Genomic DNA, 26,981 nt, shown 5'->3' on the forward strand with positions numbered 1-26,981 from the left:
CCGAAACTCATCGACAATTCAGAGGCGGAAGACTTGACCATGACCGGAGAGACCACGACTACAACCAAGAGAAGCGCCGGTCGAAAGGGGCGGGGGATTCCTCTCGGCGAGGCGGTCGATGCACCGCGTTCGCAGTTCACGAGCGCAAACGGCTGGCGGATCGCCTATTACGCCGACACCTCGGCCAGGGGGCGGCCACTGGTGCTGGTGCATAGCGTCAACGCCGCGCCGAGTAGCTTCGAGGTCAAGCCGCTGTTCGAGCACTACCGCTCCAAACGTCCCGTCTACAGCCTGGATCTACCTGGATTCGGCCACTCGGAGCGTCGCCCGGCGGGCTATACGCCAAAGCTCTTCGCAGACGTCCTCGCCCGGTTCCTGGAGCAGGTCGTCGGGCAGCCCGCGGACATGGTTGCGCTGTCGCTCAGCGGGGAGTTCGCGGCACGTGCGATCGGCAACAAGCCCGGGACGGTCGCCTCCCTGGCGCTCATCGCACCGACCGGATTCAGTCAACGCGTCCCGCCGGGGCCTGGTTTCGGTCGGATCGTCCATCCGATCCTCAAGACTCCCGGACTGAGTCAACTCCTCTTCGATCTCGTCGCATCCAAGCGCAGCATCCGGTACTACCTCGGACAGTCCTTCGTCGGCGAGCCGCCACAAGAGATCCTCGACTACGCCTACGCCACATCACATCAGCCGGGAGCGCGACACGCCCCACTGGTCTTCCTCTCAATGCAACTCTTTACGCCGGAAGCGGGCGACCGACTCTACGCTAAGCTCACGGACCTGCCCGTGCTGGCGATCGCCGATCGCGACCCCTACGTCGATTTCGAGCGACTTGACGACTTCATCGCCCGTCACCCGAATTGGTCACGCCAGCGTTTGGCGCCGAACATGGGCCTGCCGCACTGGGAGCGGTTGTCGGAGACCCTTGCGGCTTTGGATGCCTTTTGGCCGAAATCGGGCGGTTAAACCGCGTGCAGAGTGAGCGGCTCCCTCTTGATTGAGTCCAAATCGGTTCACTCCGACTCTCGACGTCCACGCGGTTTGAAACGCCCGATCATCAGTCACGTTTAAAAGTGTAGACGTCCTCAACGATCCGTACCGCTGCTCCAAAAGACGCGGCCGCGTTTGTTCGCGATGGCCGGCCTGATTTCTTGCGGGCTGATCGGCGTGCCGGTCGAGCCGTCGCGAGGCGGTGCGCCGATGACAACGGTGGTGGGCTTGCCATCCACCGGCACGGTCGCGAGCACGGGCGCGGGTGGCAAACCGCCGCCGGCAAGATCGCTGGATCTCCGTCCGCCGCAGGTCTCGGCAACACCGATCGCACCCGAGCCGTTGAACAGGTTCACCCAATAGCCCGAAGCGATCCCGATCGGTCGTGAGCAGATCCCGACCCCAGATCCGCCGGGACGGGAGGTACTGAAGGTCGCCATGCCGGCGACGATAAGCGCGTTGGTCACGGTCTGCTCGCCGCGATTCTGCAGATCCATGAACCAGCCCCGATGCTGCGACTCGGGCGTCAGGATTTCGTCCGCGCATGTCGTGTTGGTGCTGTAGTCGAGCAGCATTGTGGTGTCGTCGAGATCGATCGGATGGGTTTCTGCCGTCGTCGGATCTTCGTGCGGCCTGTCGAGGAAGACATAGAAGCGATCCTGGATGCTGGAGGTATAAGGATAGTTCGTCTCCAGCGGCCGTTCCCGATTGCCGGAGCCGAGCGCGAGGTAGACGTAGCCCTTGTAGGGCATGACCGCCGGTCCGTAGAGGAACTTACGCCCGCCACCCTGAGTTGTTGCGATCTTGAGCATCGACCAGGATTCGGGCGAGAGCGGTGCGTCGTCGTTGGCCGAATCGATAAAGCTGATGCGGTAGAGATTTCCTCCGGTATCAGTGGCATAGGCCAGGTCCATCGTGCCGTCATAATCCAGATCCACTAGGCTGACGTCTGCAGTGACGGGGCGATCCGTCGCGAAGGTTCGGATGATCGCGCCGGTTGCCGCGCTAAGAACGTAGATCGTCCGGCCCTTGCTGCTCCCGCAGCTTGGTGTGGCCGAGTCCGTGTCCTCGCAGGCGTCATAGCCTCCGCCCATCACCAGCACCGGATCCGCACCGCTCAAATAGCCCGCGACATAGCCGGCGTTCGGAATGGACCAGGTCTGGCCGATGTCGGTAAACCCGCTCGAACAACTCGTATCGTTCGTCAGGTTCGGGCATCCGACGTACCACTTGAGCGTGGGATTGTCCGGCGACGTGACATCTAAGGCATAGACCAGACGTCCGCCTCGCCGCATTGTCGGAAAGATCCACACCGCAGAGGCTTGATTGTCCAAGCCATAGCGCACGACCTGACCGATCGAGCCATCAAAGAAATAGTCCTTCGGAAGCGGATTCGCGGCCTGATCCTGATTCGGGTAGGCCACCAGTGGCTCATTGGCACGAAGTCGCGTCAATTTATCGAAATGCTCCGGCGCGATAAACGACCACCGCTCGGCACCGTTGGTCGCATTGACCGCTCGTAGAGTTCCGTCATTCGCGCCATAGAAGACGGTTACGCCATGGTAAGAGCCATAATTCACCGGCAAAGGGCGCGAGTGTACGATGTCGCCGTGGATGGTGGGTCGCGGATCAGTCAGGGTATTGTCCTTAATGATGTGGTCAATATCCATGCCGCGCGTGTAGTCCACGAGCTCGGAGTCTAAACTGGTATTCGACGTATTGAATGCAACCAGTGCATTGCCAGATCGTGTATAAACATGGCGATTCGCGATCGTTGAACGGCGCAAGACCTGACCGGCGCCGCCCTTCTCGACGAAAGGTCCGTCCGGCTTGTCCGAGTAGGGTTCGGCCGTGCCCAGGCACTGACTCATGGGTTCAGGAACAATACCCAATAAGGCCCAGTAATCCTCCGAGTCCGTCGTCCAATAACTCGCTGCGCACTCGGCAACGAAACCACTCAGGTTGTTGACGGCTCGTCTGCCTTCGGCATCGGCAAGGTCAATCCGGTCGTCGAAATGAGCCAATTGATAGCGCTTTAGGTTGCCGAACCAGCGCGGACGCGCGAGTGGCTCAGGGCGAAACATCCCGATGAAGACCTGATTCTCGTTTTGCGCACGGTTGGTCGCGCTGATCGGCAATGATGCGGACGCGAAAGTCGAATTCACTGAGATGATCTCTGAGATGATAGTCCCGATCGCATCCTCAAGCGCCTCCTGACTCTTTGCCATAAAATAGCCACCACCGCCGACTTTCGCCGTGCTTAAGAGGAGGCCGGTATGCTCCTTGCTTTGCTGGGCGTTGAAGACATCGATCGTATATGTGATCACGCGCCCCCGCGGATCATCCGTGGTGGCGCCCGGAATCGGCACGCCATGCACGAACATAAACTTGGCCCAATCGTCAAGATTCCAGGCCGCCCCAATCCGGCTGTCGAAATCGCCGGTTGGAATAGCCGTATCCGTGGTGATTTTTCCTATTAAATCATAATTATCTTCGTTGCTCTTGCTGCATGTATGAGGCGTCTTAACGTTAGAGCCGCATAGACACTGGGAATAACCAGCTTCCCGGCAGGCGCCGCCTTCAGTATTTTCGGCTGCCGTGCAATCGGTCTGTTTCTTGTAACAGGTGTCAGTGTATCCTAGGGCGACGTTTTCACCGCGGCTGTCGATTATGAATTCAGGAATCGGAATGGGTCCGGTGCCGCTGGGCGCCAGTCCATCCGGGGTGCCGCCCGCGGCGGTCACGAGCGATCCAAGCGCGCTTGAATTTTCAAGATCGTCGTTTGTTACACCGGTTTGAACCGCGTTGGCGATAAAGATCACATAGGTGTCGGCGCAAAGATTATCACTGGTCAATGGCGACGCGAATCTTGAGTAATTCGTCTGGTAGCCCGCGGAGTCTGCTAGACTTGGTGTTCCAGCACCATTATTGACTGCGTTTCCTCCGATGAGATACTGGTAGACATCCTGCATCAGATAGCCATATTTCGGTTGCGCCGGACGCTTTTCAGCAGGTTCGTTAATATTGTTGTAGATCCGATCAAACTTTGCGTTCAGGACGGCCTGATTCGTTGCGTTTAATGGCTTGATGGCATGTCGGACATAACCGGCATCGACATTGGGCTCCTGCGTTGCAAACATCATCACGCCGACGTTCACCTTGTTGGTCAAACCCGTTAGCGCATTTCGGATCGCGCGCACCTCGGCTTGCCCCTGGACCACCCCTTTGGGCAGCCAGTGCTGAGCATTACGACTCCAGTTTGCCGAGTTGTCGAGCACGAACAGGATATTCGGCGTCGTCGTTTCCGTGCCTGTTCCGCCCACGAAGATATCGATGTCCTCCGCCCGGGTCGAGAGACAGATCAGGAGCAGGCCGGCCGTAAGGCCGATCGCTTGATGGCTCCTTACGAATGTGAACATGTGAGTTCTCCTGTTCATCTGTTACGGGCACTCGGTCGCGACGTCGTTGTTCGACACCCGAACGCTGACGCCCTGTCTCACCCGTGCTTCGGCTTGCGTCATGACGTCAACGGCAACGGCCCTGAGATCCCATACCGATGCGGAGCACATCGACTGACCAGTGGCGCCGGCGCCGTCGACCGCGCCTCCTTGTTGAGTGCCGATGAAGCAGCCTTGATCATTGATGTCGGTCACGTCGAGCTCATCGTTACGTGTCGGTGTCACCAACATGCAACTCGGCTGCGGATCCGTGAGTGACACCTCGATATCGAGCAGACCGTCTCCGTCGATGTCATGGCACTGGTGATTCTTATGACCTTCACAGAAAAAGACGGCCTTTGGACTATCTGGCGCGAGGCTTTCGATCAACAGGGCGAGATTCTCGATCGCGACTTCCAAGGTGTCTTCCGCGGCCTTTCTGGTTTGCTCACGACTCTCCAGATTTGCAACCACGACTAGATTATTGCTGCCCATCTCGAAGACCGAGATGCCGATCAAGGTGGTTACCAATAGCATAATGAGGGCGATGATGAGCACCGCGCCGCTGTGGCGAGAATTGATGCCTCGATGGCCGTCCATCAGTTGGTCTCCCGAGGACCGGCGATATTGTTCAATCGCACGGTCTTACTGTAGGCTTGGCGCTTGAAGCTGTCCTGGAATGGGCCAAACTCGCCCTCGCTCCCGAGTCGATAGGTCCGCTCATCCTCATAGCCGTCGGTGGGCAGTACATTGCGTGCAATGAGATGGATTCGAACCGCGACGACGTTACGCCAATCATCCCAATGCAGCGTGCCAGCCTGGCTGTACAGATCGGGATCGCCATTCTCATCGGCATCGACGCCGTATTCAATTTGCAGGTGTTCGATCCCTTCGGCGATTGGTGTGATAATGTAGCCGTCCGCAGCTAATTCAGCGCGCTTCAGAGTGGGGATGCCGTCGTTGGGGCGATTGTTGCGCGCTACATAATAGACGTGATTGAGCAGTCGGTAGATGGGTGCCAAGACGTTCGGGTCGCAGACCCGAGTCATGCCGCCTGCGAAGGCAGCTGTAGAGGTTGCAACGATGGGCTGCGCACCTGCGATACAGGCCGGCTGTTGGATGTGCAGGGCACCGTCCTGAAAGGCATCGCACTGGTCCTCGTCAATGTCGCAGGTACTGGCACGGCGCACAACGACAACATCGTTGCCCGTGCGGACGTCATCCATTGCACTGCAGCCGTTTGGTCGGTTTGCGATATCGTCCGAACCCTGGATCGGAAATGCCCGTTCCAGCTTCATACAGACCTCGTTCGGGCAGGTTAGCGGCAAACCGTTGTTAGGTAGATCGAGACACAAAAGTAACCATCCGGAGGTGTTGGGTATTCCGGCCTCGCCGTAGAAGCCCGTATTGCTCAGATCATCGGCGAGGGTTTGCAGGGCATAGCGAGCATTCTGGATCTGGCCGATGGATTTCTGCAGCTCGTAACGAGTTCGGCTGTTGTTGGAAAGCACGAGCGCGAGGCCGCCGAGCAGGAAAAGCCCGATGGTCATGGCGATCATCAGCTCAATGATGGTGAAACCGCGCGCGCGCGCCGGTCGAGGTATCGGCTGTTGCAATGCCGCGACGTGAGGAGAGGTGATGCTGAACATGTTTAGCCGCCTCAGTCCAAGTCCGCGAGTGTGACCCGCACCGCGAGAACCCGACGCATGGTGTCGTCAGGGTATTCGCCGCTTCCACAGGTCAAACTCGGGGAGACGGTTTCGGTGAGTCCCTGCCAGGCCACGGTGACCAGAAAGGTTTCCGGATCCTCATTGATGCGATCGATACAGCCGCGCGCTCCGAGCATGGCGCCGAGGAAGCGGCCGTCATTGGCTGTTGTGCCCACGCCCTTAAGCGCCTGGCTCCATTCGCAGAGATCCCGTGCCGGTAGGTTTGCTTCGTCGCTACAGTCATTGCTTGGATCATTGGCATCGCCGTCTCCAACGGTGGTGGTCGTCCCCGTGGTTGCATAGGCGCCGGCCTCGGCCGCGCGCCGCTGGGTCGCGATACGTGCCGCCATGTCCTCGACCAGTACCAGGGCGTGGGCGCGTTGATATGACTCCATCTGGGTGGCCGTCATCTTAGCCTGGAGTCCAGCCAGGCTCAGCAACCCGAACGCAATGATCACCGCGGTCACAAGGATCTCGATCAGCGTGAAACCGGATTGCCGACAACCTTGGAGCGGACGGTTGATCATTACGGGCAACCTGTCCTCATGAGCGTCGGCTGACCGCTGAGATCGACCCCGATACAGCGTTTATCCGCCGAGCGACTCGTCTTGGATGCAAACTCGATCCCCGCGATACTGCTGCCACGCAGCCGCCCCGAGGCACGATAGATGATGCTGTCCGGTCCACCGCTTATCATCACGCCATCCAAAGCATCGCCATGGATCAGGGCATGGTCGTCATCGCTCGGATCATTCGCCACCCAGCCGGATTCCCAACCGATTTCGGCATCCGTTGGCGACAGGGTGACATCGCGATTGAGTCGGATCGCCTCCGAACGGGTGCGCCACAGGGCCATCTGAAAATCACCGGCCGCGGCGATGGTGCGTTGCGAGGCGACGAAGTTTGAAAACGAGGGCACCCCGATGCCCGTGAGGATCACCAGAATCGTCACCGCGATCATGAGTTCAAGGAGCGTGAAGCCAGCGCATTGCCGGGGAGGAGCGCCCGCGATCAGACCACAAAAGGCCGTATGACGTTTGCGCATGTCTGTTTCTCCAAATGCGCTCATACTTCACCAGGCATCCGCCGGAGTCTTGGCGCCGGCCTGATTGATCGTCAGGACCGCACCGCCGAGATCCGCGACTTGCTGTGTGCCGACTTTCGGCGCCGCAGTGATCGTGAAGCCCGGTGGACTGACCACGATGGTGAAAGGCTCCGTGATCGTGTAGAACTTGGCGACATGCTCAGGGATCGTCGAATTCAAATCAGCGACCGACGAGGCATATCTGCGTGCGTCCATTAGAAATTGCTGTTGCCGTTGCGCCAGGTCCATCAAAAATGACTGCGCTTCGGTGCGATTGGCTCTGCGGAAATATTCCTGATAACTCGGATAGGCCACCGCGGCCAGGATGCTGATGATGGCGACCGTGATCATGAGCTCGATCAGGGTGAAGCCGCCCTTGCGACCGGCGAGCGGGCTTGCGGGTTCTTGGGCTGCTCTGAACATGATAGATGGCTCGGTTCTCGATCCCACGAGCACTGCCGCGGGGTCTCTAATGGTGGAGATCGCCATCCATGGAGTCTTCGCCGAACAGGGGATCGTCGTGCGGTGACCCCGTGAGATCGACTCCGAACTCAGGGGCGCAGGCTCGCCGGCGGAGCACATAAGCCGATGACCGATCCTTGACCTCGCATTGAGTATGGCCGGTCGCGCGGATTGAAGATTTCGGTCAGCTCACAAAACCGACAAAAAATGCCGGAATCTGACCATCGCGGGTTGACAAGAGGAAAAAAGGGCGGGGCGATTGGCCCGTGGGTCTGTGGGATTTGGCTTTCGAGACCGGCAACAGCGGATCACTGTTGTGGGAAAGCGCGGTCAACGATTGCTCGGGTGATTCAACTCCGAGCGATCGCCTCTGTTTTTGCTGCGCGTTGCCCGTTTGGCGTCTCGTTTTTCTTCCCATTCGGTCAAAAGATCCCACGCGACCGGGACGACAAAGAGCGTGAGAAATGTCGCAGTTGCCAGGCCAGTGACGAAGGTGGATGCCATCGAACCCCAGATGACGGAGTAGCTGGGGATGCCGAGGGCCATCGGCATGAGTCCCAACGTGGTGGTCAGGGTGGTGAGGACGATGGGTCGCAGACGCAGGCGTACGCCCTCGCGGATGGCCGCGTGGCGGTCGAGTCCATCTCGGTAGCGTTGGTTGACGAAGGCGAGGAGGACGAGCGAGTCGTTGACGACCACGCCGGTGACGCCGACCACGGCGATGAAGCTGTTGATGGTGAACAGCGACTGGGTGACGACCTTGCCGAAGACGATCCCGATGATCGAGAACATGACCGCCGAGAGGATGATCAGCGGTTGGGTGTAGGACTTGAACTGGGTTGCGAGGATCAGGTAGATCAACAGCACGGCGAGGCCGAACGCCTGGGCGAGGCTGTCGAAGGAGCGTTGGGTTTCTTCGAACTCGCCGCCGAAGATCAGTGTAGCCCCGGGGTAAAGGGCGCGTAGCTCCGGGTATTGAGCACGCACCCAGGCCGTGACCTGGGCGGAGGAGATTGGTGCGCCGGAGCGGATATTCGCGGTGACGGTCAGGCTGCGTTGGCGTTGATAGCGTTTGAGCTCGCCGGGCTGGACCTCGGCGATAGGCTGGACAATGTCGCGCAGCAAGACCGGCCCGGAGGGGTGCTCGAGGACCGGAATGTCGAGCGCGGCTTCGGGCGCGTCCAGATAGGCGGGGTCGACCCGGAGCTTGAGGTCGACCTCTTCGTCGCTCAGACGGTATTTGCCGATGTAGCGCCCGTCCAGGACCGAGGCGGCCATGCGTGCGGCGTCGCCCGCGGTGAGGTCGAGCTCGCGGGCGCGTGACTCGTCGACCGCAAGCCGAAACACCCGCGAGGGGATACCGCGATCGTCTTGAAGATCGATCAGGTTGGGGCCGAATTCGGGATGGTCCCGCAAGCGCTGCAATAGATCAGCACTCATCCCCCGCACGGCTGTTTCGCTCGATCCGGCAATCTGGATGTTGACGTCCTTTCCGGTGGGTGGACCGTCCTTCTCGGCTCGGACGCGGATCTTGACGTCTGGCTCTGCAAACTGCTCGATCAGGCGCTCGCGCATCCGGTCGAGATGCCCCAGCGGGTCGTCGAAGGCCTGATCTGACTTGTTCGGCAAGGCGACCATGACCGTGCCCAGATGGCGTCCGAGCTCGTCTTCGTAATCCTCGCTGATGGTGAAGCCGGCAAAGCCGGCGGCGGAGCGTGCGTAGCCGGGGCCGTCGGCCATGATGAAGCGGGCGATCGCCTTTACGCGTTCGTGAGTCTGCTCGATCGGCGTCTCGGGCGGGCCTTCGATGAAGGCATAGTAGGTGGTGTAGTCGTCCGGGAAGAACTGAATACGCACCAGGGGCGCAATGCCGGCGATCGAGACGCCGAGGACGGCGATGGCCGTGAGGAAGGCTACGAGCACCACCGATAGGCTCAACACCCGAAAGCGCATCGTGACCCGGATCAGGCGATCGGTCATGGCTCGGAGAAGACGCATCAAGCGGTTTTCCCGCTCGCTGTGCACGCTGTCTCGGCCGGCTGCCGATGCGTTCGGTCGTGGTCCGAAATCAAGGTAGTGCAGTGGTAGGATCAACAAGCACTCGAACAGCGAAGCCAAGATGGCGAAGCTTACGGCCTTCGGGATGAGCGCGAAGAACTCGCCCGTGGAGCCGGTCATGATCAGCATCGGCAGGAACGCCGCGACAGTCGTGGCGGTCGCGGAGATCACCGGCCAGGCGACCTCGGCGGTACCCTCGATGATCGCCTGCTCGATCGGCTCGCCATCCTGAACATGCCGGTAGATGTTCTCCACGACGACGATGGCATCGTCGACGATGATCCCGGACACCAAAACGAAGCTGAAGAGCGTGATCTCGTTGAGCGAGTTGCCGGTCAGCTGCATCAGGACCGCGGTGACCATGAATGAAAAAGGAATCCCGACGGTGACCAGGCCGGCGTTGCGTATCCCCATGAAGTACCAGAGGATCAGGCTAACCAGCATGACCCCGACGATCATATTCCAGCCAAGGGTTTGGATGGATTCCTTAATGTAGGTTGTCGAGTCTTGGGTAAGGACAACCTCGATGCCTTCCCGCTCGAGCAGGGGCGCGATCTCCTCGATGATGGTCTCGGCCGCGGCGTAGATCTCCATGGCGTTGCCGCCCTTGGCCTTGAGCAGCCGCAGTGCGACACCGTCCTTGCCGTCTGCGGAGGTGATGACGCTCGGGGTGCGATACCCGAGGCCGGCGTCCGAGATGAGGTCGTCAACGGTGACGAAAGAGCCGTCGGCGTCGCGTCGGACCACGGTGGTGACCACCTGGTCGCGGGTGCGGAAGCGCTCGTCCACGCGCACCACGTATTCGCCGGTGCCGTCGCTGAAATCGCCGGCCGGGAGGGTGACGTTGGCGTCCTGCAGGGCCGCGGCGACCTGATCCAGGCTCACGCCCTGCGACTTAAGCTTCCAGGGATCGAGAAAGATGTGGAACTCGCGACGCTGCTCCCCGTCGAGCTTCACCTCGGTGACCCCCGGAATCTGGGCCATGCGAATCTGCAATTCCTTCGCGATCAGTGACAATGCGCGGTTGGAGCGATCGCCGACGAGGTTGACCGCGACGACAGGCAGCCAGAACGAGGTACGAATCAGGTCGAAGCGCGGTGGGTCGACGCCTTGGGGAAGGCGCTCGAGGATGCTGAGCACGCGAAAGCGCAGCTCGTCGTATAGAGCGCCGTAATCGGTATCGTCGCGAAACTTCACGACCAGGGTCGAGCGCTCGCGCACCGAGTTGGCGCGGATGAACTCGACGTGCTCCAGACCGTCGAGCGCCAGCTCGATCTCACGCGTGACCAGGGCTTCCACATCGCGGGGGGAGGCGCCCGGATAGACCGTTGTGATGACGACCTTGCCGAAGTTGACCTCGGGATAGCGCTCGGTCGGCAGGGCGTCGAGCGCGAAGACGCCGGCGACGATCATGAAGACGAACAGCAGATTAAAGAGCACCCGCTGGCGGAGGGTGAAACGAACGACGGCGCGCACGGTTCAGCGACTCCCGAACACGCGAACGCGATCGCCGGGCTTCAGCCCCGTGGCCTTGACACGGATGAGGTCCGGGTTCAGCGCGTCGGGGCCGAGAGTGAGCGCCGAAATCCGCTCGCCGCTCTCTCGAATGACCCAGGATTCCTCGTAGCTGGAGTCGAGCGCCGATGGCGGGAGACTGACGGCGCCCGTGACTTCGGGCAGGCTTAGGCGCAGACGCATGCGAAGGCCGCCGCGCGCGGGTTCCAACGGTTCGGTCAAGGCCAGCTCCACGGCAATCTTGCGGGTTTCCGGATCGAAGCCGGGGTTTACGCGATAGATGCGTGCCCGGGTTGAATCGCCGGCAGTGTTGCCGACGTCGAGGATCTCTAACGCGAGATCCGATCGTGTCTGCTCAAGGGCGGCGAATTGCTCCGGGGTCAAGGCGAAGGGGACCAAGAGGGTCGAGAAATCCGCCGCGCGACCGACCGTCTCGCCGCCGCGGACCCATTGTCCGAGCTCGATACTGCGTGCGGTGACCGACCAACCGACCGGCGCCGAGATGGTCGCGCGCGCCAAACGCTCTTCGAGCATGCGCCGTTTGACATTCAGCGCCCTCAAGGCGTGACTGTTGTCGCGCAGCGATTGCTCGAGCGTGTCCAATTGGGAGGCCGAAGCGCTGTTTTGGCGCACCAGCTCCCGAAATCGGGTGACCTCGCGTTGATCGTATTCGATCTGCGAGCGCAGACGTTCCTCTTGGACGCCGACCTCCTCGAGATCGAGCTCCAAGAACGTGGTGTCCAGTTGAGCGAAGCGCCCGCTCTCGTCGATCCGGTCGCCGACATCGGCGAAGAGCGCTTGGACCCGCCCGTCCGTCTCTGCGACCAAGGGTGCCTCGGCGAGGGCGCGGGTAAACCCTACGAGTGCGATCTCTCGCATCGCGGGGACCGCGGTGACCAGGGCCGGCTCGGAGATGTCAGCAGCCGCGACACCCTCGAGCGCGGCGATCAGCAGACAAGCCGCGGACGCTGTGAGTCGAAAAAATCTCATGAGAGACGCGGTTTGTGCCGACAGTGTCGCGTCGCCCCCAAGCCGGGATGGAGATCGCAGGGGAACGAATCCAATTCGCGCATGACAAGCCCTCTCCAGTGTTTCGACGCCAAGCTGCCGTCGGTTTCGCCGGCGACGACCTGAGGTTCGGATCGCGTTCGACGCCCGATCGAGCGCGGCCGGCTCAGACTGCCCTAGTGTACAATCGCTCGCGAGAAAAATGACGAAGAGACTTGCTGCACCCGGGAGACATCCGCGTCGACCGGGCGGGGCGGGCGGAGGGGTACTTGAACCGAAAGTCCGATAGCTCGACGCCGGGATCCGGTGGGGGTGTGCCGCCCGAGAAACGTTCGACGGAGCGCGAACGGGTTCGTTCCGATTTCCGATCTGATGCCGGCTCCGACGCGGATTTCGGCTTTGAGCCGGGCGCGCGCTCGCAGCCGCCTCGCCCGAGTCCGACATCCGAGGGGTCGGCGGCGCGTGCCGCAAGAATCAATCATCGCCGTGATCGGGGTTCATCACGGCGCGGCCGCTCCGTTTTCGGTTGGTTCACCGGCTTTCTCGCCGTCTTGGGCGCGCCCCTACAACTCCTCGCACTGGGGCTGCTCGGGGCGGGTGTCTTCGTAGCGGTCCATGCACCGGAGCTTCCGAGCGTCGAGAGTCTGCGTCAGGTCCAGTTCGAGGAGCCGCTGCGCGTCTTCAGCAGCGACGGTGGTCTGATCGCGGAGTTCGGCGTCGAACGCCGCCGTCCGGTGGCCTACGAAGACATCCCGCCGCTGGTGGTCAACGCCTTTCTCGCCACCGAGGATGCCCGCTTCTTCGAGCACGGCGGGGTCGATGCGATCGGCATGGGCCGCGCCTTGCTGAGCTTCGCCTCCACCGGCACCAAGGCTCAGGGCGGAAGCACCATCACCATGCAGGTGACCCGAAACTTCCTGCTCAGCTCGGAAAAGACCTTCCAACGCAAGCTCGCCGAGATCTTGCTCACGCTGCAGGTCGAACGGACCCTGACGAAGGATCAGATCCTCGATCTCTATCTGAATCAGATCTTTTTCGGGCACCGCGCCTACGGCATCTCGGCGGCCGCCGCGCTTTACTACAACAAGGAGCTCGACCAACTCACACCCGCCGAGGCGGCGATGTTGGCGGGTATCCCGAAGGCGCCCTCCAGCAACAACCCCGTCACCAATCCCGAACGGGCGCTCGAGCGACGCAACTACATCCTCTCGCGCATGCTCGAGCTCGGTCAGATCGATCAGGAGGAGTACGAGATCGCGGTCTTGACACCCGATATGGCGCGACTGCATCGACGTCAGCCGGATCTCGACGCGGGTTACATCGCGGAGATGGCGCGCCAGACCATTGTCCAGCATTACGGCGAGGAGGCTCTCAGTCAGGGGTTTCGGGTCACCACGACGATCGATTCGCGTTTGCAGAGCGCCGCGCAGGAGGCGGTGCGCCGAGCCTTGCGCGATTACGACCGCCGCCACGGCTATCGCGGGGCCGAGGCCAAGATCGACCTCGAGGGTGCGACGGAGGCCGACATGGACGCTTATCTCGAGACCGTCACGACGATCCCGGACCTGACGCCCGGACTGGTGACGCGCGCCTCCACCGGCGAGGCGGAGGTCTACATCGGCTCGGGTCGTCGCATCGAGCTGGGCCTCAAGCAGGTGGCTTGGGCACAGGAGTTCCGCAACGCGAATTGGCGCGGCCCCCGGCCGAGGCGGGTAACGGACGTGCTTGCGGTCGGCGATCTGGTGAGACTCCAACGCGATGGCGCCGCGAAGGATGGCGAGGGAGATTGGGAGCTTGGTCAGACGCCGAGTGTCGCCGGCGCCTTGGTCTCGATCGCGCCGCAGGACGGCGCGGTGCGCGCCTTGGTCGGGGGTTATTCGTTCAGTGTGAGCAAGTTCAACCGGGCCGTCGATATGCGCCGTCAGCCAGGCTCGAGCTTCAAGCCCTTCGTCTTTGCTGCAGCACTGCATGAGGGCTGGACGCCGGCGAGTCTGATCAAGGACGAGTCCGTGAAGCTGACCGGGGACCAGGATTGGAACCCGCGTAACTCGGATCGCAAAGAATTGGGGCCGATTCGGATGCGGCGTGCCCTGGCGCTCTCGCGCAACCTGGCGGCCATCAATCTGCTGCAGAGCGTCGGCTTGGAGGACGCTCAAAACTACATCCGGGCTTTCGGATTCGACCTGGATGCCATGCCTCTGGGTCTGTCAATGGCGCTGGGGACGGGCGAGATGTCGCCGATGAAACTGGCCGAAGGCTATGCCGTTTTCGCCAACGGCGGATTCCATGTGACGCCCTATTTCATCCAGCGGATCGAGAGCGGCGACGGGCGGATTCTCTTCGAGTCCAACGCACCGCGATCCTGCTCGGATTGTTGGTACCGCTACGGCGATGATTCGGCGCGGGTGCAGGGCACGCAGGCCGGCGCGAAGGCCCCGCAGGTGATCGACCCGCGGATCGCCTATCAGATCACCTCGCTGCTGCGCGAGGTCGTCGAGGCCGGCACGGGAACACGCGCCAAGAAGCTGAAGCGCGAGGACATCGTGGGCAAGACGGGCACGACCAACGACGTGCGCGATTCTTGGTTTGCCGGCTATCAGGCCGACTTCGCCACGGTCGCCTGGATGGGCTTCGATGATTTCGAGAAGCTCGGCCGGGGCGAGGAGGGCGGCCGGGCCGCGCTGGGCATGTGGGTCGATTTCATGGGCAATGCACTGGAGAATCTCCCGATCGCACAGCTCGATCCGCCGCCGGGCATGGTACAGGTGCGGGTCGACCCGAACCGCGGCACCGAGACCAAGGCCAGGAACGGTATCCTCGAGATGGTGAACGAGGAATTCAGCAATGCCCTTCTCGGTCCCGAGCCGGTCAGAATCGCGGGCCCGACCCGGAAGAAGGACACCTCCGTGCGTCGCTCCGCGCCGCGGGTGATGGACGATCTCTTCTGAAGCTAAACCGCGTCTCGAGCCATTTAGGACGTTTGGTGTGAACTCCTCCGGCTCTTTAATTCAATAGGTTGGAGCTGGACGCGGGTTAGAAAGTGAAAAAATTTTTACTCTTGAACCGCGTCGACTCGAAATCCTATTGGTCCCGGAAGCGCTTGAAGCTCATGCAACTGGTGCATGATGCTCCGGACGCGGTTCAACAGGTCAGCTGCGCCATCTTCGGTTGCTTCTGAAGCTTCATGAAATCATCCCGAAGATTACGTAAGCGCTTGTTCAATCGATCGCGTTGACTGGCGTCGAAGGTCTTGCCGAGACTGACGAAGAGCTCGCCGATCCGCTCTCCCAGCACGCGGCCGCCTTGTTCGAGATCCGCTGGCAGATCGTCGAATTCGACGAGCCAATCCGTGAGGAATCGCGCGATCTCGGGCTCGGAGGCCTTGGCTCGGATCAGCGCCATCAAGCGCTCTCGTTTGCCGGTGCGATACTCGACTAGGCTCGCCTGGGTGTCGGGCATGCGGCCGGTCACCTCCGCGACGATCGCCTGCTGCTCGGCGCTCAGCGGGCCGGTCCAGTCCTCGATGGATTCAACGTAGCGACGCGCGCGTTTCTCCTTCTCGCGCGTGCTGCTGCGCCCGGCAACCTCTGCGCGATCCTCTGCGGCCTCTTTGCGGAAGCGCTGTTCCAGGCGCTCGATCTGCGCCGGAGTCAACTCGGCCAGAAGCGGGGCGGCAAGGGTCACGGCGAAACGCGCTTGGCGCTTGTACAGATCCCGAAATCCCTCGGTCAGGCATCCCATGTTGGTTGCATCGAACCCTGCCTCGCTTGCCGAGAGGGCTTCGTCGAAATAGGCCGCCAGATAGGGCAGCTCTTCGGCGCGATGGCGTGCCAGCTCGGCCTCCAGAAGGGGCTCCCACCGCTGCAGCTGGGCTTGCTCCAGGTCCAGGTAGTCCTTGGCGTAGGCCGTCACGAGAAAGTCGCCGGTGTTGTATGCAATACCGACACGGCTGCATCCCGCGATCGTGAGTGCGGTCGCGACGATGGCCGCGGCGAGGCGGAGCGGGAGAGAGATTCTGGGCATGGCGAATGACGTCTGGTTGAGGTTGTTCTTGGTCGGAAGACAGCGCGAATGCCAACCTTATCAGTCAGCGCAACGGCTGTCCGCGGTTGGACGGCACCGAGGCCGAAAGGATCCCTCGGGCCGTATGCACGTCTTGTCCTGTTTCTCGTTGCCCCGATCTTGCCTTGACGAGCAGAGTTTCAATCCACGGGCGCGTTGCATGAATTCTCTTTCTGATCTCCTTTCCCGATTTCCGTATCTCGGCGAGGTGGTGTGGATCGGTCTGCGGCCGGGGCGGCGGGCGGATATCATCCCCTGTGAAGCGGCGACCGCGTTGGCCGGGCGCGGCCTGGAGGGCGATCATTACGCGGGGAGATCGGGTTCTCGCGGGATCACGCTCGTGCAAGCCGAACACCTTGCGGTCTTGGGTGCGCTCTTGCGACGGGATCCGATCGATCCCGCGGTGCTACGGCGTAATCTTGTCGTCTCAGGTGTCAACTTGACGGCGTTGAAAGGCCAACGATTTCGTATCGGGACGGCGGTGCTCGAAGGAACGGGTCCGTGTCCGCCCTGCTCGCGTATGGAGGAAGCACTGGGTCCGGGCGGATACAACGCGATGCGTGGCCATGCCGGAGCGAACGCGCGGGTGGTCACGAGCGGGATGATCCGGCTCGGTGATGCCGTCGTTCGGCTTCATGACGCGATCGATCGAGAGGAGACTCTTCCGCGATGAAATGCCCCTTCGCCGCTCCACTCATGAAGGCCACGGCGGCCTGCCCGCATGCTCGCGAGGTCGTCCGCCGAGGTGGCTCTGAATTCGACTGCGACTCCGAGCTTGCACATGACCGTTGCGAGCAGGTTTTCGCCGGTCTCAAGGCGTGCGCGTTGGCCGCCTCGAACATCGAGGACGATCCGACGCAGATGCCCCACAGTTTGCTGGTCAAGATCCAGTCCGGGGGGCTGATCGGTCTCCAGCGTCTTCTCGGGGAGCCCGACGCGGAAGGTCGGGTGGCCGATATCGGCGACTTGGTGACACGTGCGTCCGCGCACTTCGGCGGAGCCGATCGCATCCCATACGCGGCGCTGACCGAGGATATGACGGCGTTCAGATTGGAGCGGCGAGCAGGGCGGCGCCGGTAATGACGGAAGCGTTCACCGAGCCGTGGTCGAGCAAACTTCGGCGCCAATCGGGTCATTGCCGGGTCTCTCGGATCAGCCTCGCTCTGCTCGTGTTATCGCTCGTCTGGGCGAGCTTGGTCTCGGCCAACCCCGTGACAACCGAAAACGTGACGGCTCGCTTGGTCGCGGAACGAATCGAGATTGCGCCGGGAGAGACGCTCGACTTGGCCCTCGTGTTTGAGATCCGACCGGGATGGCACACCTACTGGCGCAATCCGGGCGACTCGGGAGATCCGCCGCGCATCGACTGGACGCTGCCGGAGGGTGTCGAAGCCGGTCCTCTGCGCTGGCCGAGACCGGAGCTGATCCCGGTCGGTCCATTGGCCAACTACGGATACTCCGAGCGCGCCGTTCATCTGATTGCCCTTTCCGTGCCGGCGGATTGGCCGATCGGCGAGCCCGTGCGCATCCGCGCCGATGTGGATTGGCTGGTGTGCGAGGAGCATTGTGTTCCGGAGTCAGGCCGCCTCGACTTGACGCTCGCCACTGTTGCCGTGACCCGGGCAGCGACCGGGGCCGCGGTTGGACCTGGCCCGATCGATCCTGCACAGGCCGAGGTCTTCGCCGCGGCCCGCGCGGGATTGCCGCAAGGGCGGATCGAGGGTGCGGTCCTCGGCGCTGCAGGCGAGCGTCTCGGTCTCGTCGTGCCGGCACAGGAACTGCCGGAGACGATCGAGGGGGTGTGGTTCTTCGCAGGTGCTTGGGGCCTGATCGAGCACGCCGCGGCGCAGCCCTGGCGAAAGGTCGGGAACGTACTGCGGATCGATCTATCGCCCGGCGCGGCTGTCGAGCAAGCTGCGCCCGAGGGCCTCCTGGTGGTCGCGGACGCGCGCGGGGAGGTCCACTCCTACGAGGTCGCCGCGGTGCGCGGGCCGCTGGCCGAAGACACCGCTCGCGATCGCCCGATCGGGTTGCCGTTGGCCTTCCTCTTTGCATTCCTCGGCGGCCTCATCCTGAACCTGATGCCCTGCGTCTTTCCGATCTTGGCGATGAAGGCCTTGAATCTGATCAATGGCCTGTCCGGGCAAAGCCCGGACGCGGCGCGCGATCGCGCTGTTCACGGCGTGGCCTACACCGCGGGAGTGCTCCTCTTCTTCACCGGGCTCGCGGCGCTCTTGTTGGCCTTGCGTGCCGGCGGGGCGGCCGTCGGTTGGGGTTTTCAGCTCCAGTATCCGCCGTTCGTCGTTTTCATGGCCTACGTCTTCTTCGTGATCGGTCTGAGCCTTTCGGGCGCGGTCACGATCGGCGCCCGGCTGATGAGCCTGGGTGGCGCTAAAACGGGATCGGGTACCGCGGGTGCCTTCGGAACCGGCGCCTTGGCAGCCCTGGTCGCTGCACCCTGCACCGCGCCCTTCATGGGAGCCGCCTTGGGCTACGCCGTCACGCTGAGTTGGCCGCTCGCGTTGGCGATCATGCTGACCTTGGGATTCGGCCTGGCGCTCCCCTTTCTCGTGTTGTCGCTGGTGCCGCGGTTGGCTCGTCTGCTGCCGAGGCCGGGGGCCTGGATGGAGACCCTCAAGCAGGCGCTCGCCTTTCCGATGTTTGCGGCTGCGGCCTGGCTGGTTTGGGTCCTGAGCGTGCAGACCGGATCGGGCGGGGTCGCGCTGGTGCTCGGCGGGCTGGTGTTGTTGGCCTTCGGGCTCTGGTTGCGCGAGCGCTCACGCAGCTTGCCCTCGGCGCGGCGACGCTGGGCTGTTGCCGCAACGTCGGCGTCGCTGGTCGGCGCCCTTTATCTCGGGTTGGAGACAGATCGGTTGGCGTCTGCGACGCTGTCGGAGAGCGAACAATCTGCGAGCGGACTCGCGAGCGAGCCCTATTCGCCGGAGCGTCTCGCCACGGCGCGGGACGCGCGCCGACCTGTTTTCGTCAACATGACGGCCGCTTGGTGTATCACCTGCCTGGTCAACGAACGCGTTGCCTTGAGCGCGGTGGAGGTTGCGCAGCGCTTTGCGGATGCCGGGGTGCTGTATTTGAAGGGCGATTGGACCAACCGCGACCCTGCGATTACCGCCTATCTCGCCGATCACGGTCGCAACGGCGTCCCGCTCTATGTCTTCTACCCGCCCGACGGGGATCCGCAGGTCCTGCCGCAGATCCTGACCGAGGACATGGTGCTGCGCGCGATCGGCTCCTCGGCGCCGGGGTCGTCGGGGCGCGATGGATGAGTCGAGTCCAAGACGTCGTGTCTCGGTGGCCTTAAGCCGACAGAAATCGCCGAAGCATCACGGATCAATGATCACCCACCAGAGAGAAGGAGAAAACCATGAAGCACGCTTTTCCGAAGACCCTTGCCGTGGGCGCTGTCACATTCGCGGCGGCGCTGAGCTTCAGCGTTGCCGCCGCAGCCCCGAAGGTCGGCGCTCCGGCCCCGGATTTCAGCGTTGTCGACACGGCCGGCGAGACTTGGACCCTTGGCGGTCTTGCGGGCAAAAAGGTCGTCCTGGAATGGACCAATCACGATTGCCCTTACGTGGTGAAGCACTATGCCTCGGGCAATATGCAGGCACTGCAGAAGGAGGCGACGGATGCGGGTTACGTCTGGCTGTCGGTGATCTCCTCGGCGTCGGGCAAACAGGGTCATGTCAGTCCGGCGCAGGCCGATGACCTCAGCGACGATCGAGGTGCCGCACCGACCGCGGTCCTGCTCGATACCTCCGGGGCCATGGGCCGCGCGTACGATGCCAAGACCACGCCGCATCTGTATGTGATCGATCCCGAAGGGACATTGGTGTACATGGGCGGCATCGACGATAAGCCGACGACCGATCAGGCCGATATCCCGGGTGCAACCAACTACGTGCGTCTCGCCATGGCGGATCTTGCAGCCGGCAATCCGGTCGCGACCCCGGTGACTCGGCCCTACGGGTGCTCGGTGAAGTACTGATGCGTCGGCTTTGAATCTGGCGAGCGGGACTGTAGACTTCAGCGTTTTCCCCACTCCCAGCGTCAAGAGGTTGTTCAGTGGTCGCCCCCGAGCCCGAATTTCACCGCATCAAGCGGTTGCCGCCCTATGTCTTCAACATCGTCAACGAGTTGAAGGCCGAGGCGCGAGCACGCGGCGAGGACATCATCGACTTCGGAATGGGGAATCCCGACCAGCCGACCCCGCAGCACATCGTCGACAAGCTGGTCGAGGCGTCGATCCGCAAGGACACACATCGCTATTCGGTCTCGCGCGGGATCCCGCGGCTGCGCCGCGCCATCTGTCATTGGTATCGCGATCGCTTCGATGTCCATCTGGACCCGGACAGCGAGGCGATCGTCACCATCGGCTCGAAGGAAGGACTCGCTCATTTGGCGCTTGCCACCATGGGGGCCGGGGATTCGGTCCTGGTGCCGAATCCGGCCTACCCGATCCATCCCTATGGATTCATCATCGCCGGCGCGGACGTGCGTCATGTGCGCCTGACGCCGGATGTGGACTTCTTCGAGGAGCTGCAACGCGCTATCCAGGACTCTTGGCCGAAGCCCAAGATGCTGGTGCTGAATTTTCCGGGTAATCCGACCACGCAGTGCGTGGAGCTGGAATTCTTTCAGAAGGTGATCGACATCGCCTCCGAGCACGGGATCTGGGTGGTCCACGATATCGCCTACGCCGATATCGTCTTCGACGGCTACCGAGCCCCTTCGATCCTGCAGGTGCCTGGGGCGAAGGATATCGCTGTCGAGTTCTTTTCGATGTCCAAGAGTTACAACATGCCGGGCTGGCGCGTCGGCTTCATGTGCGGCAACCGGACCCTGGTCGCCGCGCTTGCGCGTATCAAGTCGTATCTCGACTACGGGACCTTCACGCCGATCCAGGTCGCGGCCATTGCCGCCTTGGAGGGACCGCAGGATTGCGTGCGCGAGATCAGCAACACCTACGAGAGCCGGCGCGATGTGCTCTGCAGCGGACTGAACGCCGCGGGTTGGCCGATCGAGCCGCCGAAGGCGACCATGTTCGTCTGGGCGCCCATTCCCGAGCCCTATCGGTCGCTCGGCTCGCTCGAGTTTTCCAAGAAGCTCCTGCAGGAGGCCAAGGTCGCCGTCTCGCCCGGGATCGGCTTCGGCGAATACGGGGACGGCCACGTGCGTTTCGGGCTGATCGAGAACGAGCATCGCACTCGACAGGCGATCCGCGGGATCAAAGAGATGTTCCGCCGCGAGTCGCGGGCCGGGAGCTGAGCTTTCGAACAGATAGACGTCCGCTTCGGCGAACCGATTTGCGAACAAGGGGTGTATGAATGGAACCGGTGAAGGTCGGACTTCTGGGCTTGGGGACGGTCGGCGGCGGCACCGTAACGGTCTTGTCGCGCAATGCCGCGGAGATCGCGCGTCGCGCCGGTCGCGGGATCGAGATCTCGCATGCAGCGGCGCGGGACTATGATCCCGAGCGTATTCAAGGCCTAGATGCCATCGGGCGGATCGGCACCGACGCCTTCGCCGTGGTCGAAGACCCCGAAGTCCGGATCGTCGTCGAGCTGATCGGCGGGTATTCGCCCGCGCTCGAGCTGGTGCTCAAGGCGATCGAGAACGGCAAGCACGTGGTCACGGCCAACAAGGCGCTGATCGCCCGCCACGGCAACGAGATCTTCGCCGCGGCGCGCGAGCGCGGCGTCGTGGTGGGCTTCGAGGCGGCGGTCGCGGGCGGGATTCCCATCATCAAAGCCTTGCGCGAAGGTCTGGCGGCAAATCACATCGAGTGGATCGCCGGCATCATCAACGGCACCGGCAACTTTATCCTGACAGAGATGCGCGACAAGGGTCGGGATTTTGCCGATGTCCTCGCCGAGGCCCAGGCGCTGGGCTACGCGGAGGCGGATCCGACCTTCGACGTCGAAGGCATTGACGCCGCGCACAAGCTGACGATTTTGAGCTCGCTCGCCTTCGGCGTTCCGCTCCAATTCGAACGATGTTTCACCGAGGGTATCTCGAGGGTCGGTGCGTTGGATGTCGCCTACGCCGCGGAGCTCGGCTATCGCATCAAGCACCTCGGCATCACCCGTCGCTGCGAAGGCGGGATCGAGCTGCGGGTGCACCCGACGCTGATCCCCGAGCGCCGCCTTATTGCGAATGTCGACGGGGTGATGAACGCCGTTCTGGTGAAGGGTGATGCGGTCGGGCCGACACTCTATTACGGCGCCGGGGCGGGCGCGCTGCCGACGGCCTCGGCGGTGGTCGCGGATCTGGTGGATGTCACACGCGCCTTGACGACGGATCCCAACAACCGGGTCCCGCATCTGGCATTCCAGCCCGACGAGCTGGCCGACACACCGGTGATGCCGATGGAGGCGGTGCAGACCGCCTATTACCTGCGCCTCTCGGCGCTCGATCAACCCGGCGTCATGGCCCGGATCGCGAGCATCCTGGGCGAGCAGGGCATCAGTATCGAGGCGATCAAGCAGAAGGAGCCGGAAGAGGGTCAGACCCATGTTCCGCTGGTGATGCTGACCCATCGCGTCGTCGAGCGGCAAATGAACGAGGCGATCGCCCGGATCGAGGCGCTGGACTCGGTACAGGGCGAGGTCACTCGGATTCGGATGGAGACCTTGTCGGGCTAATACAGTGCGCGCGGCGCCTCTGCTCCGCGACTCTGTGCGTCACGCCACACGGATTAAACCGCGTCCAGAGCGACCTCCGTCATTTTTGCTTTGCGTTCGGTTTGGGAGAAATCCTCGATCTCGGTGAGGCGCGGTTTGAATTTTAATCTTTTTAATCATTTAAACCGCGCAGGCTCCAGCAGTGGCCAAGTCTGCCGGCTTGATTCCATCCACAAACATCGCATACCGCGCCGGGCGCGGTTTAAGGCCACAGGCGAATGGCTGCGACCACCAACGCGCCGACGCTGATCGTCAGGCCGAGAGACCAGAACATGAAGCGGTCGAGCCGCCGGGTCAGCTCTTCGAAGCGCTTGTCCATGGATTCGAAGCGTTTGTCCATGGATTCGAAGCGTTTGTCCATGGATTCGAAGCGTTTGTCCATGGATTCGAAGTGCTTGTCGACGGCGTTGAAGCGCTGATCCATGTTCAGCTGCATTTGCTCGAAGCGCCTATCAACGGCATCGAAGCGCTTGTCCATTTGCACCAGAATGGTCTGGATCAACTCGCGTTGGTGCCTGAGCTCCTCCTCTACGCGCACCATGCGCTCGCGCAGCTCGATCTCGTAGACAGCCGGGGGCTTGGCGAACGACTGCTCGGCGAGCCATTCGCCCAGATGGGCCTTGATGAATTCGATATCTTCCCGTGCCAGGGCCATCTGCCCCTCCCGTCGCGCTCCGTCCGAATATTTGCTCTAGTCTAAACCGCGTCCAGAGCGAGATGCCATTTTTCGAGTGAGCGCGACATTTGGTGCATCCACAATCCTTAGCGGGGACGCGGTTTGAACCACCTTGCTCGCGGTGTCGGCTCAATACCGAACCGACCGGGATCGCGAACCTCCGCTCGACCTCGCCGCGGTATTCATGTTCAACGCCCTAGGTCATCGAAATAGAACTCCGAGACCAACCGCTCGACGGGGACATAGTCGTCGGTCAACAGCGGAAGCGCGTCGAAGGCGGTTCCCGTTCGCATCATGGGCTCGGTCGCCCGCAGCCAGCGATGATCGAATCCGCGTCGGGCGACGAGCGTCTCGGGCGGATCGCGGGCATCGCTCGCGGAGATGACGAAGGTCATGCGCTCCGCCTCGGGCGGGACCATGTCCATCCAGACATGGACGTGCTCGAATGATTCCGACAAGGTCTTCATCATGCTCTTGACCAGGCGCGGATCCGGAAAGGCGTCCAGGACGTTGAGCAGATAGATCCCGTTCGGAGCCAGGCGTGACTTGACAAGCTCAGCGTATTCAAGGGTCACGAGGTGGTAGGGGATGGAGATGTCGTGGAAGGCATCGGAGACGATGACGTCGTAGCGCTCGGTCGGCTCGCGCGTCAGGACGATCCGCGCGTCCTCATGGACAACCCGCATCCCCTTGGTGTCGAGGAACAGCTGCTCCTCGGCCGTGCGGGTGACCAGCGGGTCCAGCTCGGCGACCGTCACGGCGGCGTTCGGGGTCCGTGTCCGAACCGAGCGGGGCAGCGTGTAGGCGCCGCCGCCTGCGAAAAACCAGCGTAGCGTCTCGGCCTTCTCTTCTCCGAAGTGCTCGAGTGCGAGTTCGTCCATCAACTGCACGTAGGGCGAGATCAGCATGCCGGGCTCGGAGTCGTGGTTGGTCCCGTGGACCAGATGGTCCAGGACAAGGCTGCGTGCGACGCCGAAGGGTGCGGTTTCCGAGTCGTCGACGACCCTGATGCAGAAGTAGTTGCTCTCGCGATCGCAGGGATTAGAGAAGCCGTTGCGTGCGTCCGTCACCAGGATCAGAGCGACAGCCGAGACAAGCACGAGGTCAGGCGCCACGCGCGAGCGCCCTTTGAAGAACGGCAGTGCCAGCAGAAAGAGCCCGAGGGCCGTGCCGATGATGATCCCGCGCGTGCCCAGATACTGAATCAGCACGTAGCCGGTGACGAAGGTACCCAAGATGCTGCCTAGCGCCGCGAGTGCGTGCATGCGTCCGACGATGTGGCCGGTGCGGCTGTCCAACCCCAGCGCCAAGGTCGTCAGAAGCGGCGTCACCACGCCTAGCAATACCGCCGGCATGAAGAAGAGCGCGAGGACGTAGAAGAAGCTCGCGCCCAGCAGGGTCATCTCCCGGGCCTCGATCAGCGGTGCGACCAGCGTCAGGAGAAACAGGATGCCGAGGCTGAAGAACCCGGCCAGGGCAAGCGTGATACCGGCCGCCAGCTCGTTGCCGCCGCGGTCGGCCCAGATCCCGCCGAGCCAGTTGCCGAGCGACAACCCGGCAAGGATCACACCGATGATGGCGGTCCAGGTGTAGAGCGACACCCCGACGTACGGCGCGATCAGGCGGCCCGCAAGGATCTCCAGGACCAGCAGGAACGCCGAGCTCAAAAAGATGGTGACGCCGTACCAGGTGATACGCAGACGGTCGGACACGATGGACTCCGAGAGTGGGCTAACGGTCCGCAAGGATAGCGAAGGGCAGGAGCCGCGACCAGAGGACCACCCGTCCGGGAAGGCGCCACGCCGGCTCGTCAAGCGGCTGGAAGCCGCTCTTACGGCCGGGAGAAGCGGGTTCGGCGCGGGTTGCGAGAGCGTCGTCTGTAGAGCGCGACCCTGCCTGCCGTCGCGCTCGCGGAAGAGGACGACTGCAAGTCGTCTATCCCGGGGTGGGTCGCCGCTTCGCGACGACGCTTGGCGTCATTTCCGGCCGATCCTTTGCGCAAGGTGCGACCGGGGAGTCGAGGCGTGTCGGGGCAGGGCGCGCCGACGAGGCGCACCGGCCCCTCCTGCAAGGGGGCGCAACGCCGCGGTGGTGCGAAGCGGGTCCGGAGTCGGAACCACGCTCGCGATGCGTCATTCGGTGGGTTGCGGCTCCGCGCTCAGCTCCTCCGGCATGGGCGGTGTCTCCGAGGGGCTCGAGGGCTCGACGCTTGCCGATGGATCGGCCGCGTCGTCTCTCGCACGAAGATCCGCGACCTCCATGTCGAGCAACTCCCCTAGATCGAATTCGGAGAGCTTGAAGAACCAGGGCCGATCGGCGTCCTTCAGGACATAGTCCTGGCTGTCCTTGGCTTGCGAGACCCGGTAGTGCCGCTTCGATCCGTCGGCGAGCCCGATCTCGAGCTCGAAGAGCGGATCCTGCTGATTGTAGGCGGGATCATCCACGACGCCGAGGACGCCGCGGTAACCCAGGTTGGCGAGGCGCAGCACCAGGGCCGAAACCGTCTCTTCATTGAGCGGCCGATCGTCGCCCGCGAGCCCCCAGACGCCCGTTTCGTCCTTGCTCAGGATCCAATCTCGCGTGGCGATGCGGTTGATCTGCTCGCCCTCCAAGCGCAGGAGCCCGACCTCGATCCAGTCGTCTCGTCGCGCGGAGACGTCGGACAAGGCGAGCCGCAACTCATAGACGGCCGGCTCCCCCGGGAGACGCGAGAAGACACGTCGGAAGCCGGGCGAATCGCCGATCAGGAGACCGGCGATCGGCCCCGTCTTGCCGTCCAACGTCAGGCGCCGCTCGAAGGCGTCGTCGGCGACCTTGAAGCGCTCGCGGGCCGCTTCGCTGGTGGCAATCGGAAGGGGTCGCTTCAGCGCGGCAAGCTCCTTGAGGAGTTGCTCGACCTTGGCGCTTTGAACCGGGAGCTCGTCCAGATCCGCGTCGACCCAGGTGCCGTCGCGGCGCACGAGGGTCACGGACTCGGTTCCATCTCCGTTCTCGATACGCAGGGATTGGACCTGATCGGGCGTCATCCCGAGCAGCGGCACGTCCACCGCGCTCGGTGCGAGTGCGCGACCGCCCCCCAGATTCAAACCGAGTGCGAGCAGAATCTGCAGGACCAGCAACCCGGCAAGCCCCACGACGATCGGCGCGCGCAGGTCCGGGCGCCAGCCGGTATCGGATTGAACAGTCATGTCGGTCATTCTCGTCTTAAACCGCGCCCGGCGCGGTATGCGATGTTTTTGGATGGGAACGGCCTCGGCAGACTTGACGGCCGCCGGAGTC

The 26,981-nt window shown here is 62.6% G+C and carries 20 protein-coding genes; 8 read left to right on the plus strand and 12 right to left on the minus strand.

All coding sequences use genetic code 11. The features are described 5' to 3' along the window. Positions 1-39: 39 nt before the first annotated feature. The gene (locus LT988_RS23380) at positions 40-969 is read left to right on the plus strand and encodes an alpha/beta fold hydrolase (protein ID WP_232407914.1); all 930 of its coding nucleotides are present in this window, start codon (positions 40-42) and stop codon (positions 967-969) included. A gap of 119 nt (positions 970-1,088) precedes the next feature. Here LT988_RS23380 and LT988_RS23385 read toward each other — a convergent pair whose 3' ends face one another. The 8 genes from LT988_RS23385 to LT988_RS23425 form a co-directional block, all read right to left on the minus strand. Continuing rightward, positions 1,089-4,412 (minus strand): pilus assembly protein, encoded by a 3,324-nt coding sequence (locus LT988_RS23385; RefSeq protein ID WP_232407915.1) that lies wholly within the window; start codon positions 4,410-4,412, stop codon positions 1,089-1,091. A gap of 21 nt (positions 4,413-4,433) precedes the next feature. Further along, positions 4,434-5,030, minus strand: a complete 597-nt coding sequence (locus LT988_RS23390) for a pilus assembly PilX family protein (protein ID WP_232407916.1) — start codon at positions 5,028-5,030, stop codon at positions 4,434-4,436. Continuing rightward, complete coding sequence (locus LT988_RS23395; protein WP_232407917.1) at positions 5,030-6,079, minus strand: PilW family protein; 1,050 nt, start codon at positions 6,077-6,079, stop codon at positions 5,030-5,032. Before LT988_RS23395 ends, LT988_RS23390 begins: the two co-directional genes overlap by 1 nt. Positions 6,080-6,090: 11 nt before the next feature. Beyond that, complete coding sequence (gene pilV, locus LT988_RS23400; protein WP_232407918.1) at positions 6,091-6,666, minus strand: type IV pilus modification protein PilV; 576 nt, start codon at positions 6,664-6,666, stop codon at positions 6,091-6,093. After that, complete coding sequence (locus tag LT988_RS23405; RefSeq protein WP_232407919.1) at positions 6,666-7,184, minus strand: GspH/FimT family pseudopilin; 519 nt, start codon at positions 7,182-7,184, stop codon at positions 6,666-6,668. Before LT988_RS23405 ends, pilV begins: the two co-directional genes overlap by 1 nt. A gap of 27 nt (positions 7,185-7,211) precedes the next feature. Then, a complete protein-coding gene (locus LT988_RS25345) occupies positions 7,212-7,712 on the minus strand; it encodes a type IV pilin protein (protein WP_269752080.1) in 501 nt (166 codons plus the stop codon). Between the two features lie 303 nt (positions 7,713-8,015). Next, the gene (locus tag LT988_RS23420; protein ID WP_232407920.1) at positions 8,016-11,219 is read right to left on the minus strand and encodes an efflux RND transporter permease subunit; all 3,204 of its coding nucleotides are present in this window, start codon (positions 11,217-11,219) and stop codon (positions 8,016-8,018) included. Between the two features lie 3 nt (positions 11,220-11,222). Beyond that, positions 11,223-12,248 carry an efflux RND transporter periplasmic adaptor subunit gene (locus LT988_RS23425; RefSeq protein ID WP_232407921.1) on the minus strand — a complete coding sequence of 342 codons (1,026 nt, stop codon included), beginning with the start codon at positions 12,246-12,248 and terminating at the stop codon, positions 11,223-11,225. A 569-nt stretch (positions 12,249-12,817) separates the two neighbouring features. On the opposite strand from LT988_RS23425, the gene LT988_RS23430 reads away from it, so the two are divergent. Then, positions 12,818-15,214: a penicillin-binding protein 1A gene (locus LT988_RS23430; protein WP_232407922.1), complete on the plus strand. Its 2,397-nt coding sequence runs from the start codon at positions 12,818-12,820 to the stop codon at positions 15,212-15,214. 193 nt (positions 15,215-15,407) lie between these two features. Here LT988_RS23430 and LT988_RS23435 read toward each other — a convergent pair whose 3' ends face one another. After that, positions 15,408-16,289: a DUF6279 family lipoprotein gene (locus LT988_RS23435; protein ID WP_232407923.1), complete on the minus strand. Its 882-nt coding sequence runs from the start codon at positions 16,287-16,289 to the stop codon at positions 15,408-15,410. Between the two features lie 199 nt (positions 16,290-16,488). On the opposite strand from LT988_RS23435, the gene LT988_RS23440 reads away from it, so the two are divergent. The 6 genes from LT988_RS23440 to LT988_RS23465 all read left to right on the plus strand — a co-directional run bounded on the left by LT988_RS23440 (position 16,489) and on the right by LT988_RS23465 (position 22,987). Further along, the gene (locus LT988_RS23440) at positions 16,489-17,001 is read left to right on the plus strand and encodes an MOSC domain-containing protein (protein WP_232407924.1); all 513 of its coding nucleotides are present in this window, start codon (positions 16,489-16,491) and stop codon (positions 16,999-17,001) included. After that, positions 16,998-17,408, plus strand: a complete 411-nt coding sequence (locus tag LT988_RS23445) for a hypothetical protein (protein WP_232407925.1) — start codon at positions 16,998-17,000, stop codon at positions 17,406-17,408. Before LT988_RS23440 ends, LT988_RS23445 begins: the two co-directional genes overlap by 4 nt. Before the next feature lie 131 nt (positions 17,409-17,539). Next, on the plus strand, positions 17,540-19,612 hold the full coding sequence (locus LT988_RS23450; protein WP_232407926.1) for a protein-disulfide reductase DsbD family protein: 2,073 nt from the start codon (positions 17,540-17,542) through the stop codon (positions 19,610-19,612). A 98-nt stretch (positions 19,613-19,710) separates the two neighbouring features. Continuing rightward, entirely contained in the window at positions 19,711-20,331 is a 621-nt protein-coding gene (locus LT988_RS23455; RefSeq protein WP_232407927.1) for a thioredoxin family protein, read from the plus strand. Positions 20,332-20,408: 77 nt separating this feature from the next. Beyond that, positions 20,409-21,611 carry an alanine transaminase gene (alaC, locus tag LT988_RS23460; protein WP_232407928.1) on the plus strand — a complete coding sequence of 401 codons (1,203 nt, stop codon included), beginning with the start codon at positions 20,409-20,411 and terminating at the stop codon, positions 21,609-21,611. A gap of 59 nt (positions 21,612-21,670) precedes the next feature. Then, positions 21,671-22,987, plus strand: a complete 1,317-nt coding sequence (locus LT988_RS23465; protein ID WP_232407929.1) for a homoserine dehydrogenase — start codon at positions 21,671-21,673, stop codon at positions 22,985-22,987. A 241-nt stretch (positions 22,988-23,228) separates the two neighbouring features. On the opposite strand, the gene LT988_RS23470 is transcribed toward LT988_RS23465, so the two are convergent. From LT988_RS23470 to LT988_RS23480, 3 genes are all read right to left on the minus strand, one after another. Continuing rightward, a complete protein-coding gene (locus LT988_RS23470) occupies positions 23,229-23,681 on the minus strand; it encodes a DUF535 family protein (RefSeq protein WP_232407930.1) in 453 nt (150 codons plus the stop codon). A 209-nt stretch (positions 23,682-23,890) separates the two neighbouring features. Next, positions 23,891-25,414: a fused MFS/spermidine synthase gene (locus LT988_RS23475; RefSeq protein ID WP_232407931.1), complete on the minus strand. Its 1,524-nt coding sequence runs from the start codon at positions 25,412-25,414 to the stop codon at positions 23,891-23,893. A 420-nt stretch (positions 25,415-25,834) separates the two neighbouring features. Further along, positions 25,835-26,890, minus strand: coding sequence for a DUF4340 domain-containing protein (locus LT988_RS23480; RefSeq protein WP_232407932.1), 1,056 nt, complete (start codon positions 26,888-26,890; stop codon positions 25,835-25,837). Positions 26,891-26,981 lie beyond the last annotated feature (91 nt).

The organism is Thiocapsa bogorovii (assembly GCF_021228795.1).
In the GTDB taxonomy this organism is placed as follows: domain Bacteria; phylum Pseudomonadota; class Gammaproteobacteria; order Chromatiales; family Chromatiaceae; genus Thiocapsa; species Thiocapsa bogorovii.